At 39.2% G+C, this 15,072-nt stretch carries 11 protein-coding genes; 8 read left to right on the plus strand and 3 right to left on the minus strand.

Translation table 11 applies throughout. The features are described 5' to 3' along the window. The first annotated feature begins 31 nt into the window (after positions 1-31). Together F991_RS14035 and F991_RS14040 are read left to right on the plus strand one after the other, a co-directional pair. A complete protein-coding gene (locus F991_RS14035) occupies positions 32-1,081 on the plus strand; it encodes an AraC family transcriptional regulator (RefSeq protein ID WP_004672692.1) in 1,050 nt (349 codons plus the stop codon). A gap of 309 nt (positions 1,082-1,390) precedes the next feature. Beyond that, positions 1,391-3,088: a zinc-binding metallopeptidase family protein gene (locus F991_RS14040; RefSeq protein WP_004672693.1), complete on the plus strand. Its 1,698-nt coding sequence runs from the start codon at positions 1,391-1,393 to the stop codon at positions 3,086-3,088. A 75-nt stretch (positions 3,089-3,163) separates the two neighbouring features. Here the strand turns inward: F991_RS14040 and F991_RS14045 are convergent, their stop codons facing one another. Both F991_RS14045 and F991_RS14050 read right to left on the minus strand, forming a co-directional pair. Further along, positions 3,164-4,672, minus strand: a complete 1,509-nt coding sequence (locus tag F991_RS14045) for a hypothetical protein (RefSeq protein WP_004672694.1) — start codon at positions 4,670-4,672, stop codon at positions 3,164-3,166. A 423-nt stretch (positions 4,673-5,095) separates the two neighbouring features. Further along, positions 5,096-5,482 carry a carboxymuconolactone decarboxylase family protein gene (locus F991_RS14050; RefSeq protein ID WP_004672696.1) on the minus strand — a complete coding sequence of 129 codons (387 nt, stop codon included), beginning with the start codon at positions 5,480-5,482 and terminating at the stop codon, positions 5,096-5,098. Between the two features lie 783 nt (positions 5,483-6,265). Between F991_RS14050 and F991_RS14055 the strand changes: the two genes are divergently transcribed. Next, complete coding sequence (locus F991_RS14055; protein WP_004672698.1) at positions 6,266-7,090, plus strand: hypothetical protein; 825 nt, start codon at positions 6,266-6,268, stop codon at positions 7,088-7,090. A gap of 14 nt (positions 7,091-7,104) precedes the next feature. Here the strand turns inward: F991_RS14055 and F991_RS14060 are convergent, their stop codons facing one another. Continuing rightward, positions 7,105-7,455: a COG3415 family protein gene (locus tag F991_RS14060; RefSeq protein WP_004672699.1), complete on the minus strand. Its 351-nt coding sequence runs from the start codon at positions 7,453-7,455 to the stop codon at positions 7,105-7,107. A gap of 443 nt (positions 7,456-7,898) precedes the next feature. Between F991_RS14060 and F991_RS14065 the strand changes: the two genes are divergently transcribed. The 5 genes from F991_RS14065 to F991_RS14085 all read left to right on the plus strand — a co-directional run bounded on the left by F991_RS14065 (position 7,899) and on the right by F991_RS14085 (position 15,043). Continuing rightward, a complete protein-coding gene (locus tag F991_RS14065; protein WP_004672700.1) occupies positions 7,899-9,404 on the plus strand; it encodes a YadA-like family protein in 1,506 nt (501 codons plus the stop codon). 56 nt (positions 9,405-9,460) lie between these two features. After that, on the plus strand, positions 9,461-11,080 hold the full coding sequence (locus tag F991_RS14070; RefSeq protein WP_004672701.1) for a YadA-like family protein: 1,620 nt from the start codon (positions 9,461-9,463) through the stop codon (positions 11,078-11,080). Positions 11,081-11,360: 280 nt separating this feature from the next. Beyond that, positions 11,361-12,236 carry a hypothetical protein gene (locus F991_RS14075; RefSeq protein ID WP_004672702.1) on the plus strand — a complete coding sequence of 292 codons (876 nt, stop codon included), beginning with the start codon at positions 11,361-11,363 and terminating at the stop codon, positions 12,234-12,236. A gap of 264 nt (positions 12,237-12,500) precedes the next feature. Next, positions 12,501-14,090: a peptide chain release factor 3 gene (locus F991_RS14080; protein ID WP_004672704.1), complete on the plus strand. Its 1,590-nt coding sequence runs from the start codon at positions 12,501-12,503 to the stop codon at positions 14,088-14,090. 125 nt (positions 14,091-14,215) lie between these two features. After that, a complete protein-coding gene (locus F991_RS14085) occupies positions 14,216-15,043 on the plus strand; it encodes a hypothetical protein (RefSeq protein WP_004672705.1) in 828 nt (275 codons plus the stop codon). Positions 15,044-15,072: the final 29 nt, after the last annotated feature.

Consider the following 15,072-nt stretch of genomic DNA (forward strand, 5'->3'; position numbering starts at 1 on the left):
AGGCGTGGTCTAAAATCCTAGAACCACATCAATGGATGATACTCTTGGAAGTAAGGTGCTGGTGGGTCTTGTAAACCATATTTTAGAGCATGCTAGTTTTTTTGGAATCAATAGAGAAGCACTGTTATTGCAAGGTGGTCTGACAGAAGAACAATTAGGTGATTCGAATCAATGTATTCCGCTCAGCCATTTTGAAAAAATTATTGACTACATCTATAGTTATAGTAGCCAAAAAGATCCATTAATTGCTTTAAGCTTTTTCCAAAAAATGGACTCCACTGCTTATGGTGTATTAGGTCATTTAGTACCCTTGGCTTCTAGTTTGAATAAAGCAATTGAAACATTAAAAGAGTTTCAACCACTGATCGGCTGTATTGGTGATATTTCATTACAAGCAGAATCTGACGTGGTTTATTGGAAGTGGAAATGCAGATCAAACGATCCGATTTTTAGCCGTTGTGCCAATGAATATAACTTATCATGGTGGCTCAGTTTACTTCGTTTAGTCAGAAATGAAGAGTTTTCCATTCTCAAAGCTGTTCACTTTACGCACTCTTTGGCGAAGCCTGAATTACAAGCATATTATGAAACGTTCTTTGGTTGTCCTGTCTATTTTGATCAAGCAGAAACAGCTTTGTTATTGTCACCTAAATCATTAACCATGACATTGAAGACAGGAAATGCAGGTTTATATGACAGTGTCAGATTATTCGCGTCAAAGTTATTAGAGCAACAACGAGTTGAACAAAATTTTGCACAACAAGTGAAGGCACAAATTTATTTATTACTTCACAATGAGCGATTGTCTCGCGAAAATGTTGCAGAACAATTAGGTGTTAATGTAAGAACTTTAAGTCGGAAGTTGCAGCTTGAAGAAAGTTCATATAGCAAACTACTGGATGAAGTTCGTTTTGAATTAGCCGTCAATTATTTGGAAAGTTATCAGCATTCAGTTTCATTTATTTCAAAAGCATTAGGTTTTTATACCAGTCATTCCTTTATCTCTTGGTTTAAATTGCAGACTCAGTTAACACCAACTCAATATCGTAAAAATGCTAATTCTAAAGTGGTTGAAGACTAAAACTTATGCATGTTTAAAACAGACTATTTTTCAGTTTGTCCTATATTAGAAATGAGGTGACTCAGAAGCGTTATTTTTAAATGATGAGTTCATTATAGGATTTGAAAGGTAACTTTGTGAATCATCAATGAATTCTAGTTGCTAACAGTGACTCACTATAGTGTTGTAAGGATTAGCATGATTTTGATGATGAATAAGAACGTTAGTTCGGTATGAATATGGATATTTTTACTCAAAACTCGTGATTTTTAAATAATCGGGTTATTCACATAAAGATATGTTGAATTTGGGTAAATAAAGGGAGTGAATATGAAAATAAAACAGATTTATCAGCAATCTATCGGTTTGGTTTTACTCGGATGTTCAGTGACGGGTTGTGGAAGTGATCGTAATACGGTCGTAATCGATCCACCTGTTATTGGAGAAAGCTGTCCAAGTATTATCGATGAAAAGCAATTTACTGATGCTAAAACTTTAGAAAAAATGGTACAAGTCGGTCCTGACTTGGCGCAATTACGTTCTACTGGTAGTCAAGCACATCAACAGTTAATTAATTGGATCGAACTTGAAGCCAAGAAAATACCGGGTATGCAGCTAAAATCAGATCAATATGAGATTCAGCGTTGGCAACCGATGATTGTGGCTGAAAATGGTAAAGGTCGCAGTTTATTACGTTCTGGGCAATTGTCCGTGAATGGAAAAGAGATTGCGATTGCTGGGGCTGTTCCTTATTCATTAGGTACAACTTTAGCTGGCAATAGTGGCGATTTGGTTTTTCTGGAGAGCAATCAACCGATTACCGCTGAACATAAAGGCAAAATTATTGTACGAGCAATTCCAACGTCACAAGATCCTGTATATGCCAATATGGTTGCACCACCTTATGCATTTTTATTTCAGTTCGCAAAATATTTAAGCTCATCTCTGAACGAACTCAAAACACAGCGATATGACAAGCCTTTTCTAGCTGGTGAGTTAATGAATCAAGACTTAATTGCGGCTGGAAAAGTGGGAGCTGCGGGTTTGATTCTTGGTTTTGATGTACCTCGAGATCAGGTTAAAGACTACTTTGATCCGCACAACGGATTACATTATCGACTTCCAGCAGTATTTTTAGGTGTAGATGAATTTGCCGAAGTCAAAGCTTTAGCATCGAGCAATACCCAAGCAAAAATTGTGGTTCAGGCTGAACGAGATACTGCAACCACGCGAAATTTGATTGCCACTCTGCCGGGTTTAAGTGATGAAAAAATTGTATTTGTCGCAAATACAGATGGGAATACATGGGTACAAGAAAATGGCGTAAGCGGTATGATTGCAATGGCACAATATTTTGCAAAGCTACCGTTAAAATGCCGCCCGAAAACCTATGAATTTGCATTCAATACAGGTCATTTACATATGTCGAAAGAGGGAACCTTTCGATATATGGAACAACTCGATCAAGAATATAAACAAGGTAAAGTCAGCTTTGTTTTTGCAGTAGAGCATTTGGGAACGCGCGAAATCGTTGCTAAACCAAGAACCGATGGTAGTGTTGGACGAACGCTAGAATTTTCAGGTAAGCCAGAACCACAAGCTTGGTTTGTACCCGAAGATCATGTGTTAATGCAAAAAGTTGCTACTGAGGCAGCGCAAAGACGTAACTTACCCGCAGTGATGGTATCGACAGGGCAAGATATGCCGAATCCTCAACGTTTACCTAAACAATGTAGCTTTGGCGGTATTGGAAATGCATCTCATCAGAATTTAATTCCGACTATGGCTACGATTTCAGGGCCTTGGTCACTTTGGGCGCCTTCATTTGGCAAAGATGCAATTGATTTTAATTTGATGCGTGATCAGTTGTTAGCAATTGGCGACTCAGTATTAGCCTTGCAAAAATACAGTAAAACTGAAATTGATGGACCATATACCGCATGGAGAACCGCGAGTGAGCAAGGAAAGCTTGTTTGTTCACATAACACGAATAGCGGTATAGAGGATGCGCCAAGTACTGTGAATTGATGAAGAAATATAAACGTTTTGTCTAAGTTATAAGGAGGAAGTCGATAGGTTTCCTCCTTATTTGTTTGTATTAAATTAAAACTTTTCTCTCACCCAACCATATGCGGCTGCGAATGGTAGGGCTGTTCTTGCCAAATATGGTACATGCCATAAACCACCGTGATTTGCATTTTCCATAATCAGTTCTAATGGATGAGCTAATTGCTTATCTGGATTGGTCGCACTTTCTGGATTGTTTAGATCATGAATCCAAAGCGCAGCCATAATGGCATTGGTGGTTTCAGGATTGAAAGTTTCAACCTTAAATAAATCAGCACCCGAAAAAGCTGCTTTCAGAATTGGATTTTTAACGACTGAATGCGTTGTGGTAGACGGCGCAATATTGATGACAGTCTTCTGACCACGCGCACGTGTTGAAATAGCGAACCACTGTTGCAATCGCTTCGCGAGGGCGTAGTTTGGACCTTGTTCAATCACCATACAGTCGGAAATACCATATTGTTGACCATTATCTGACTTGATCAGTTGTTTCGAGTTTGGTTTAAAAAAGTGAGTGAGGGAAACATTATGAATGGATTTAGTGAGTAGTTTTTCTACGATCGGACGCTGTTTAATTTTATCCTGTATAGAATGCACGACTGCTTTTGGAATGGCATAGATATCGGTCGGCGTGAGCATAAACATGATACTGCTATCAGGTTTGTGTTGACTCACTTGTTCCATGATACTGATCATCGCAATCGAAACACGGACATGTTTTTCGCCATCTAGATATGCAATACCTGCCAAGTCTAAAGTCTCAGAAAAGGTGTTTAACCAATTGGCAATCTCTGGCGTTTGAGTCAGTAAATTTGCACCAAGTTGCTGCTTATCAGCGACCTTCATTTGCGGTGCGATTAAGGTGGCATTACCTTTTTCAATCACTTTAGTGATTTTTTCCCAAATGGCTGGATGGGGGAGGTCAATCGCTACAATATTAGCACGCCATTTTGCTAGCCAACTTAAAGGACCTGCTTCAGAACCTGCACCGAACAACACCATAGTGCGCTTTGATAAATCAAACCATTCAGGATGTTGATTGAGTAAGCGGAGCGCCTTGGCATGACTCGGTTCAATGACTTGTTGTTGTTCCCAAAGTTCAATTTGCTGTAATAGCGCTTCGCCTTGTAATTTTTTTCCATGATAGGGAATAAACCAAGGTTCAATGGTTGAGCTACCCGTGCCTTTTAATATAAAAGACTCAAAAGGTTGATCTTTAATATTTGCCATTGCACTAGTTAAAGTATGACTTTGTTCAGCACGATTAAAATTAAATAAACTTTTGGCTGTTTCTAGACCTTGCTGTGCAATACGTGCAGGATGATCGACGGATTCGATCCCGACCTTGACCAATTCGTGGAAATAAAATGGATAATTTTTTCGCCAGTTTTTCTCGCTAGCCAATTGTGCGGCATAACGAGAATCTACACTTTGTAATGCAGACTTTAAAATTTGTTTAGCAGTATGGGTGGTACTCGGTGATTTTTTCCCAGACTGTAGAGGGAATTGTATGCCATCATGGTCAAATTGTATTTTTTTACTCAATTGATTGCTCCACTTTACTCAGAATTCATTCATTATCTTGCACATCTTAGTAAGTTCAGGCGCTAAAGATGATGGCAAAAAGTGTATTAATAACGCTTAAGCTTTATTCGATTGATATTGAGGAAAATTTAGTCATAGGAAATTGAAATATGATTGTATTTTTCTATTTCACTGTAACCTTTCATACAGCCCAATCGAGACAAATAGGATTTAAAGACTTAACTTATTATTTTCAAAGCATAAAACTAAAAATAAAGAAAGAAGTAACGTAAATGGGGCATTTGATTATTGATTTGGGGCATTTAAACAGAATGAATCATGTAGCTGATATCCAATGCAGCGGATATTGAATACAAAACGCCGAAAGATTTTGGATTCGGCGTTAGCTTTTTTAACCTGAGAAATGCTTAGTTGAGATTTAATTTAAGATTCAGGCGTATAGTCTTGAATGACTTCAAGCGCAGCACGAAATGCTTCTTGAGTAGCTGGCGCACCGCAATACGGTAAGCTATGTAATAAAACTTCCTGAATTTCTTCGATACTTGCCCCATTGTTTAAAGCTCCACGAATATGACCTTTGAGTTCGGTTGGGCTTTTGAGTGCAGTCAAAAATGCAATAGTAATTAGCGAGCGATATTTACGAGGCAATACGCCTTCACGTTGCCATGTAGAACCCCAAGCATGTTCATTAATCCAATTCTGTAAAGGTTCAGTGAAAGGCACAGTATTATCCTGTGCTCGTTTTACGAATGATTCACCCATCACTTCGGTACGAACTTTTAACCCATTTTCAAAATCTTGTTGTGACATTTTTTTACTCTTATAAGGATGAGAACAGAATTGTATGTGTCCATTGATATTTTTCTTATAGTAACTAAATCATTGGACAAGCTAAAGTCGCTTATTTAGATCGTTGTATTTGAAGATAAAATGAACTCATCGAAAAGTAATGAAATCAAGCGGTTTAAATTTGAAAAATATTTATTTAACTATCTGATAAATATTAATTTACTCGATAAGTATTAATGCGATAGTAAAGAGGGATAATAAAGAGATGAAGGAAACGCCAAAAATTATTTCTTTTTTCATGTTCATGATGACACCTATTGATTTTCAATCATTATGTGAAACGAGATATATTTTATAATAAAAATGTGTATTTTACACATATTAGACGGGTGTTGGTTTGCTGTCAAGCTGTAATTTTGATCAAAAGTTTCATGTAAATCTCATGTTCTAAATCAAGTATGTCTGATTCATATTTTTAATACGCTTGGTAATTGGGCTTTAAGTAAACATAATCCGTCGGTGTTCAGTCTTAGAGCTGTGTATAGTTGGCATCTAAATAATATATAGGTCATTTAATGAGAGTCTAGATTTATAAAAACCTAATTCGGGCTTAATCTTAAAGCTCTTTAAGTTTGTTATATTGTTGAATTTTAAATGTTTTATATTTATTTAATTTACTTTGGGGTAAATTCTCCTCTTTTTTTTGAAAAAAACACTACAATCATAATCCTAACAAGGGTCGAATTCAGTTAGAATAAAGAAGAGTCTATTTGCTATTGATGTTGGGTCAAATGTGGAGATTGCATGAGTAAAGACACCTCAGCTTTGGTTGTTTCTGAGGACACGATGTTGTCTCATGATACTGAAACGACATTAGAGCATGTTGTCACTATTATGCCGCAGCTTATACATTGGTTGATCAAATCAGGTATTGGTTATAACGAGTTTACTGCGGCGTTAAAAGCACTATTTTATAATGAAGCAATAAAAGAATTAGATGCGATCAAGCAAAAGAAAACAGATTCTGCTATCAGTTTATTGTCAGGGCTAAATCGCCGTGATGTCAGAAACTTTTGCCAAACTTATGGCGAATATACACGTATAGACCAGTTCAATTTGCAGTTGCCAATCAGTGTGCCTGCACGTGTGGTGGGAATGTGGATTAACCAAAAATTGCCTCAGCAGATTCCTTTTCAAGGCGAAGAAAATAGTTTCGAAAGTTTGGTTAAACAGATTTCCTCAGAAAAACATCCAAAGTCTATTTTGTTAGAGCTAAAACGATTAGGAATTGTGGCCGAGGAAAAAGATAATATCGTGTTGCAAAATTCGAGTTTTACGCCTGATCCGCAAGCTGATGAGAGTAAGCAGCTCCTTACACAAAATATTTCTGATCATCTCGCAGCAGGTATCAGTAACTTGACTAAAAATACAAACTTTTTAGAGCAAGCCATTTTTGCAGATGAGTTGAGTCAAGACTCTGTAGATAAACTGAATCAATTAAGCATTGATCTATGGAATTTGATGTCAAAAGCACTTGTATCGGCAGCAATCGATTATTGTAAGACCGATGAAGGCGATACTGAAGCAAACAAACGATTTAGACTTGGTGTATACCAATATAATGAGTAAATAATTAAACCTGATCACTTTTTCTGTTTTTTTACTTTTCCAATTTTTTCTAATCCTCTCCATAAAATTGAATACGATATTCGATAACCAAAATTTTGTTCAAAAGGATCAAGTAAGTCTTTGATTTTATTATAAGGTGTTTTCATTACGAAAGCTTCAAAACTTTTTAAATCTTTGATTGTAAATGCTCTCCCATTGCAAATTGCAGGGAAGGGGTTTAGCTGTTGTGTTGTTTGCTCCAATAAAATCCAATTGTCTAAAGTAGATCTTGCAATATTGAACTGTTTGCAGACATTAGATTTATGTTTTGTCTGACGGTAAGCCGCCATCACTTTTTTTCGAAGATCTAACGAATATGCTCGCATAGAAGTTACTTGTTATTTCCTATCTTGATACTTATAACTTTGAAGAATCAAAAATAATTTAAATTCCTTTCAAACCATTGTTCATTGAGGCTTTTTACTGCTGCATCCGAACTTTACTGTACTGAATGTATCATCAAAAACAAATAATGTACATATCGCACATAATTAAAAATATTTTTTATTTGTTCTTTGATGGGTTTTATTTGTTAATTTATATTTTTATTAATAATAATCAATTTCTTACTTCGCTTATTCGTGGTTTTTTTGAATTTTTGTCAGACTATTGCACAGGGGGGGGCAATATGTTAGTTTTTTATTATGTGCATATTACACATTAAATATTGATTTTAATGATTCATTCCACAGAATGCTTAAAATCGAGGTTTAAAACTTTAAAAATCTATATTTATCAATACTAATTAGTCTTTATAAAGGGATGCGTAATGAAAAAAACTTTTCAATTATCGGTGATTGCCACTGCGTTGTTGACTGCAAATGCTTATGCTGCCGTAACAAATATTGGTGATGGTAATACTGCTAGTGGACCAGATACGACCGTTGTTGGTACTAATAACGCTGCTGCGAATACAACGGTAGTGGGTACAGACAACACTGTAACAGGTGGGGAAGGCTTTGTGGGAGGGGCTGGTAATACTGTAGATGGTTTTGGTTCTGCTGTCATCGGGAATAATAATACGACCCATGATCAGTATGCCGTTGCTGTGGGGAGTAATAATGAGGTCACAGGTGCTGGCGGTACGGCTGTAGGTAATAATATTACGATTCATGATAGTCAATCTACAGCGGTGGGTGGAAATAGTGAGGTGAAAGGCCAATATGCCAGTGCATTTGGTGACTCCGTCACGGTTGATGGTACAGGTGCAACGGCAGTTGGCTCAAGTTCGGAAGCAACAGGTGACTATGCAACAAGCCTTGGGTATGGTGCGCAAGCAACAGCAGATAATGCCATTGCAACAGGGAGTAACGCAGTTGCAAGTGGCGTAAACTCAATAGCGATTGGTAGTGGTGCAGAAGCAAGTGTCGAAGGTGGGGTTGCAATTGGTGCTGGTGCCAAAGTAACAGGTGCAAATTCTGTCGCAATTGGGGCAAATACCGTAGCAGATGAAGACAACACCGTCGCGATGGGTGATCGTCGTGTGGTTTATGTTGCAGATGGTATTAACAATCATGATGCGGTAAATCTTGGACAGTTAAATGCAGCACTTGCTGATATTGATACATCAGCGAGTCAAGAAGATTTAGATGCGATTAACGATAAAATTGCTCAGGAAAAAGCTGAACGCATCGCAGGTGATGCAAACTTACAAACCAAAATTGATAATGAAGCTCAAATCCGTGCAGATGCAGATGCTGCTGAAACCGCTGCACGTACAGCAGCAATTAATAACGAAGCCCAAATCCGTGCGCAAGCAGATGTAGAAGAAAAAGCTGCACGTATTGCAGGCGATGAAGCAGAAACAGCAGCGCGTATCGCAGGCGATGAGGCGGAAAAAGCAGCACGTATTACGGCAATTAATACCGAAAAAGCTGCACGTATAGCTGGCGATGAAGCAGAAGCAGCAGCACGTACTGTGCAAGTTAATCGCTTAGATGGTCGTATTGATGCAGAAACTGCAACGCGTAAAGCAGAAGTAAAGCGCTTAGATGGTCGTGTTGATCAATTAAATCAACGTTTAGATCGTGTAGAAACCACTGCAAATCGTGGTATTGCCATTTCTTTAGCAGCTCAACAAGCTATTCCAAGCCTTCAATCAGGGCAGGTCGCAGTCTTTGGCGGCATGGGCTATTACGAAGGTGAAGCCGCAGGTGCGTTTGGTGTGGTGACATCATTCAGTGATCGTTTCTCTGGAAGTGGTGCGGTCGGTGTTGCTGAGGGCGGCAAGTTTGGCGGTCGCGCGGGCGTCGCTTATGTCATCGGAGGGAACTAAGTCGTACTTGGTTATTAACACTGGGTTTGATTTAGTCATAATAAAAGGATGATGTAATGAAAAAAACTTTTCAATTATCAATAATAACAGTTGCCTTGCTTGCAAGTCATGCTTATGCAGCACCTGTATGGGAAGGGCCAACAGGAACTGGTACAGGTTTTAGTAACTCGATGGGAGGGGAAACAAATTATGCTAATGTAGATCCTTCATCCAATGGTGTTTTGATTGGTCAACGTAATGATGTTGCTAATACCAGTGTCGGCATTGGCTATGATAGTCAAGCCAAAGGGGAAAATAGCTTTTCTGCTGGTTCACTCAATAACTGGGAAGGTACGACAGGTGGTGGAGATTCTGCAATTTCGATAGGTCGTTCCACTTATGCTAAAGGTGATCAGAGTATTGCACTTGGTGCCACAGTTACAGCAGGAGGTACAGATAGTGTAGCTGTGGGGAATAGCCAAACAGTTAACGGTGATAATGCAACGGCAGTTGGTCGTGGTAGTCTCGTTAATGGCAACCAAGCTAGCTCTTTGGGGCACGTTGCTTGGACGGGTGGCGATGGTGCAACTGCGATTGGTAGCGAAACATGGGCAAATGCAGAAAATGCGACGGTATTAGGTTTTAATGCAGAAACAGGCGGTAAAAATGCATTAAACATCGGTCATGATGCACATGGCGGTGGGTTGAATGCGATTCATATTGGCTACAAAACAACAGGTAGTGCAGAAAATACGATTGTAATCGGTTCAAATGATCCAACGAAGCCAGGGCAGCCGTGGGCAGATGATAAGAATTCTGTGGCGATTGGTTATAATGCTGATACTCACAATGGTGGTGGTGGCAGTACTGAGGATACTGTGAGTTTTGGTGGTTTCTTTACTGGGGCTGTTCGTACAATCAGTCAAGTGGCTGATGGTATAAATGACCATGATGCGATCAATATCTCACAACTTAACGATGCAGTTGCGAGTTTAACCTCTGGTGCGGAACTGATTGCGCATGCAGATGATCAACTTGCTGTAGAGAAAAGTCAGCGTATTGCTGCTGATGCTGATCTGCAAGCTGCGATTGATAACGAAGCACAACTTCGGGCAGATGCAGATACGGCTCAGACTGCGGCGCGTATATCCGCAATTGATAACGAAGCCCAAATCCGTGCTGCTGCTGATGCAGCGGAAAAAGCTGCACGTATCGCCGGCGATGAAGCTTTAGCTGAAGCTCGTATCGCAGGTGATGCAGCAGAAGCCGCGGCGCGTACAGCAGCTATTAATGCCGAAGCAAATGCGCGTATTGCAGGTGATGCGGAACAAAGAGCAGAGCGCATCAAACAGGTAAATCGTTTAGATGGTCGTATTGATGCTGAAGCAGCAGAGCGTACAGCAGAAATCAAGCGTTTAGATGGTCGTATTGATCATGCGAGCCGTCGTTTGAATGATATTGAGAAAAGTGCATATCGTGGTGTCGCTATTGCATTAGCTGCTCAACAAGCAGTTCCAAATATTCGTTCAGGTCAAGTGGCACTCTTTGCTGGTGTTGGTCATTTCGAGGGTGAATCTGCTGGTTCTGTTGGTGTTGTGACTTCGTTTATTGCCAATCGAGTTTCTTTGAGTGGTGCTGTTGGCTTCGCGGGTGGAAATGAAGTTGGAGGACGAGTTGGCCTAAGTTATTCATTTTAGGTTTATCATGATCTAAATGAAGATTAAAAATATGAGAATTTGAGTTTTACGGATTGGCTATATGTCTGCTCAAACTCTCTGTTATTGAAGCTCCTCTTGGGTTGTCTTTTTCAGCATAAAGACAGCCTTTTTTTAGTATGTATATTGGATGAATTGAGGGGCTGTTGATGTATCTTAGTTATATGATATACCTCGGTTCCTGATAAAATGATGTTGGGGGAACAGATGATAGGACGTCATCTGCAACATATCTATAACAATGCTTATTGGGGCAATATGTATGACATCTATACATTCCAAACTTTGCTTGGTTTTAATAGGGACTTTTGTTTTTACTGGCTGTAAAGATGAAAATGGCAATTTAAATGTTGGGGTAAGCTTAGGCGGAACAGGGACAGGTGGATTATCTGTCGGTACCGAAAGCCCATTTCCAAAACCTCAACCTGATGTCAAGCCTGATCGTATGGAAGAGGATGGATTGCTATATGCGGTTGCCTATCCAAATCCGATCACTCAAAACTGTAATGGAATAGAACGTAAAATACAGTTTGTACGCCATTATTCTCCTCATATTCCAATGATAATGGGAGATCGGGTAGATCTATTTGGTATGAAGGATTCAAGCCCGACAAGATTTAAGCTTCAAATTATTGTTAAAAATACCACCTCATCACCAGTCTATGAATATATCAATAGTTGTAAGGCTGCTTTCCAGCTTACAGGTACAAAAACGCCAAAAACAACAGAATCGGATTATTGTTTAAATGATGAAACAGTAAATGTTTATCAGCCGAATGAGTCGAGAACGTATTTCTATACCTTTAATTTGCCGAATATTTTACAAAATTGGAAGGCAAGTTATCACGCAGAATATTCAAAAAAACTCTATGCAGGAGCTGATGGTGCAATGTTTGATAATGCGAGTATTAAGGAAAGAGTTCAATGTGATCCTTTGAATACAATGTTATTAATTGATGAATATCCATCGACTAGAGATGGTGCACCTCCATCATCAAATACAGGAAATACCAATAATTCTGGTTCTGATAATAACCAACCTGCGAATCCTACTCCAATTTTTGGAGGATATGATTTGGATGAAGACGATGCTGAATCACCTATTTTCGGTGGTTTTGGTTTGGGTGATGAGCCTTAGATTGTTGCTAAATGAAGCCATCACTATGATGGCTTTTTTATACAATGTTTGGGTGACGATTTAAGCGATTTTAGAATGAATTGCCCACAGAATATGATTTAAATTCTTGGGCCAAAGTGCTGGATCAATATGTAAACTAAAGAAGCCTAGATAAATAAACTTTGAAATCTGCTACAATTGCGCCAATTTTGAATTCTCACTTTTTCAGTTAGTACATATTAAAAAGATGTGTACATAACTGTGTGCATATTGAAGATTTTTCTCATGTTTAAAGATGAATTAGCGGCACAAGTTGCCCAACGTCGCACCTTTGCGATCATTTCCCACCCCGATGCGGGTAAAACCACCATGACAGAAAAATTGCTGTTATGGGGTAAAGCGATTCAAGTTGCAGGTATGGTGAAAAGCCGTAAATCTGACCGTGCAGCAACATCGGACTGGATGGAAATGGAAAAAGAACGTGGTATTTCGATTACCACCTCTGTGATGCAATTCCCTTATAAAAAGCACACCATTAACCTTCTCGATACACCGGGACACGAAGATTTCTCCGAAGATACCTATCGTACTTTGACCGCCGTTGACTCTGCGTTGATGGTGATTGATGGTGCAAAAGGCGTTGAAGAACGTACCATTAAATTGATGGAAGTGTGTCGTATGCGTGACACACCGATCATCTCCTTCGTGAATAAAATGGACCGTGAAATTCGTGAGCCTTTAGAGTTGCTCGATGAAATTGAAAACGTCCTAAAAATTCGCTGTGTACCGATTACATGGCCTTTGGGTATGGGCCGTGATTTTGCGGGCGTATATAATCTGCTCGAAAATAAATTGTATGTGTATAAAGCAGGTTTTGGCTCAACCATTACTGATATCGAAGTGCGTGATGGTTATGACTATCCTGATATTCGTGAAAAAGTCGGCGATTTAGCTTGGGCATCTTTTGAAGAATCTCTTGAATTGGTACAGATGGCAAATGAGCCTTTAGACCGAGAGTTGTTCTTACAAGGGAAGCAGACCCCAGTTTTGTTTGGTACAGCATTGGGTAACTTCGCAGTTGACCATGTCCTCGATGCTTTTATCAATTGGGCGCCTGAACCGAAGGCACATCCTGCGCAAGAACGTGTTGTGGATGCCAATGAAGATGGATTCACTGGCTTTGTCTTCAAAATCCAAGCCAACATGGATCCTAAGCATCGTGACCGTATTGCCTTTATGCGTATCTGCTCAGGGAAATATGAAAAAGGTTTGAAAATGAATCATGTGCGTATCGGCAAAGACGTGCGTATTAGTGATGCTTTGACTTTCCTTGCTGGTGAGCGTGAACAACTAGAAGAAGCTTGGCCGGGTGACATCATTGGTTTACACAACCATGGCACTATTCAAATTGGTGATACTTTTACCAGTGGCGAGAACCTTCATTTCACAGGTATTCCTCACTTTGCACCTGAAATGTTCCGCCGTGTCCGTTTGCGTGATCCATTAAAGTCGAAGCAATTGCAAAAAGGCTTGAAAGAGTTGTCTGAAGAAGGCGCAACGCAGGTGTTTATGCCGCAAATTAGTAACGATCTCATTGTTGGTGCAGTGGGTGTGTTACAGTTTGATGTGGTTGCTTACCGTCTGAAAGAAGAATATAAAGTAGACTGTATCTATGAGCCAGTGAGTGTTCACACTGTGCGTTGGGTGCATTGTGATGATGAAAAGATCTTCAATGAGTTTAAGAAAAAGGCCCATGATCAGCTGTCAGTAGATGGTGGTGGTCACCTCACTTATCTTGCGCCAAGCCGTGTCAATTTGCAGTTGATGCAAGAGCGTTGGCCTGATATTCAATTTAGCAGTACGCGAGAACATTAGAATCTCCCTAAATCCCTCTTTAGAAAAGAGGGGCTTTGTCACGAGTCCTATTGGTATCTAAATTCGTGATATACCTCCCTTTTAAAAGGGAGGTTAGGAGGGATTTAAAAATAAAGGATAATGATATGAACGCTTTAAAACCAATTCTCAGCATCACAGTAATGATTGGAATGATGGCTTTAACCGCATGTGATTATCCTAAAAACAATGAATCTGACTCAGCAGAAACGATTGAGTCGAAAACAGCAAAGATTGAAAAAGCAGAGATTCTTCCTTATTTAAATATCCAAGAAAGCAAAGCAAAATATGCATTGCCTTTTTGCGAAAAGAAAAACTGTATTGATGTTGATATTCAAACCATTAAAACCCAAGATGAATGGTTGAATACTTGGATTGAGAGAAATCAAGCCATGGTCATTCAACAGCAAATAGAACTCAAACAAAGTATGACCCTACAACAAGCCATAAATGCTTATGTGAAAAAGTCTGATGAATGGCAGGATAAATATTCAGAAAATAAAGCCTATGCATTACATTTAAATACGCGAATTGCATCACAACGCAATCAGTATGTCTTGTTACAAGTGGGTGTCGATACCAAACAAGAAGATGTTGAGGTAAAAGATCGTTATTATTTCTTTGTTGCCGATCGCAAATTACAAAAACATTTAACAGTGCTTGATGTCATTCAAAAAAAGCAGCAAAGTGCCATGCATGATGTGATTCAAGTCCATTATCAGAAATGGATTGAACAACAGTCTATCGAAGTGAAGAAACAAGTACCAAAGACCTTATACTGGGGTCAAGCGGATTGGTTCTTTGATGGAGAGGGCATTGGATTGCATTATCGTGCCAATGAGATCAGTAAAGATGCGCCGCAACTAGATATTTATTTCACAGCAGCGCAAACGAAACAGATGTTACAGCCCGATATTTATCAGCAAATGTTCTAACTTGGTTAGGGTCTGTTGATATTTTACAG

It is taken from the genome of Acinetobacter sp. CIP-A165 (assembly GCF_000367985.1).
Classification (GTDB): domain Bacteria; phylum Pseudomonadota; class Gammaproteobacteria; order Pseudomonadales; family Moraxellaceae; genus Acinetobacter.

Coding starts and splice junctions, on each gene's coding strand:
- F991_RS14035 (WP_004672692.1), top strand. CDS start 32: ATGGATGATACTCTTGGAAGTAAGGTGCTGGTGGGTCTTGTAAACCAT.
- F991_RS14040 (WP_004672693.1), top strand. CDS start 1,391: ATGAAAATAAAACAGATTTATCAGCAATCTATCGGTTTGGTTTTACTC.
- F991_RS14050 (WP_004672696.1), bottom strand. CDS start 5,482: ATGTCACAACAAGATTTTGAAAATGGGTTAAAAGTTCGTACCGAAGTG.
- F991_RS14055 (WP_004672698.1), top strand. CDS start 6,266: ATGAGTAAAGACACCTCAGCTTTGGTTGTTTCTGAGGACACGATGTTG.
- F991_RS14060 (WP_004672699.1), bottom strand. CDS start 7,455: ATGCGAGCATATTCGTTAGATCTTCGAAAAAAAGTGATGGCGGCTTAC.
- F991_RS14065 (WP_004672700.1), top strand. CDS start 7,899: ATGAAAAAAACTTTTCAATTATCGGTGATTGCCACTGCGTTGTTGACT.
- F991_RS14070 (WP_004672701.1), top strand. CDS start 9,461: ATGAAAAAAACTTTTCAATTATCAATAATAACAGTTGCCTTGCTTGCA.
- F991_RS14075 (WP_004672702.1), top strand. CDS start 11,361: ATGACATCTATACATTCCAAACTTTGCTTGGTTTTAATAGGGACTTTT.
- F991_RS14080 (WP_004672704.1), top strand. CDS start 12,501: ATGTTTAAAGATGAATTAGCGGCACAAGTTGCCCAACGTCGCACCTTT.
- F991_RS14085 (WP_004672705.1), top strand. CDS start 14,216: ATGAACGCTTTAAAACCAATTCTCAGCATCACAGTAATGATTGGAATG.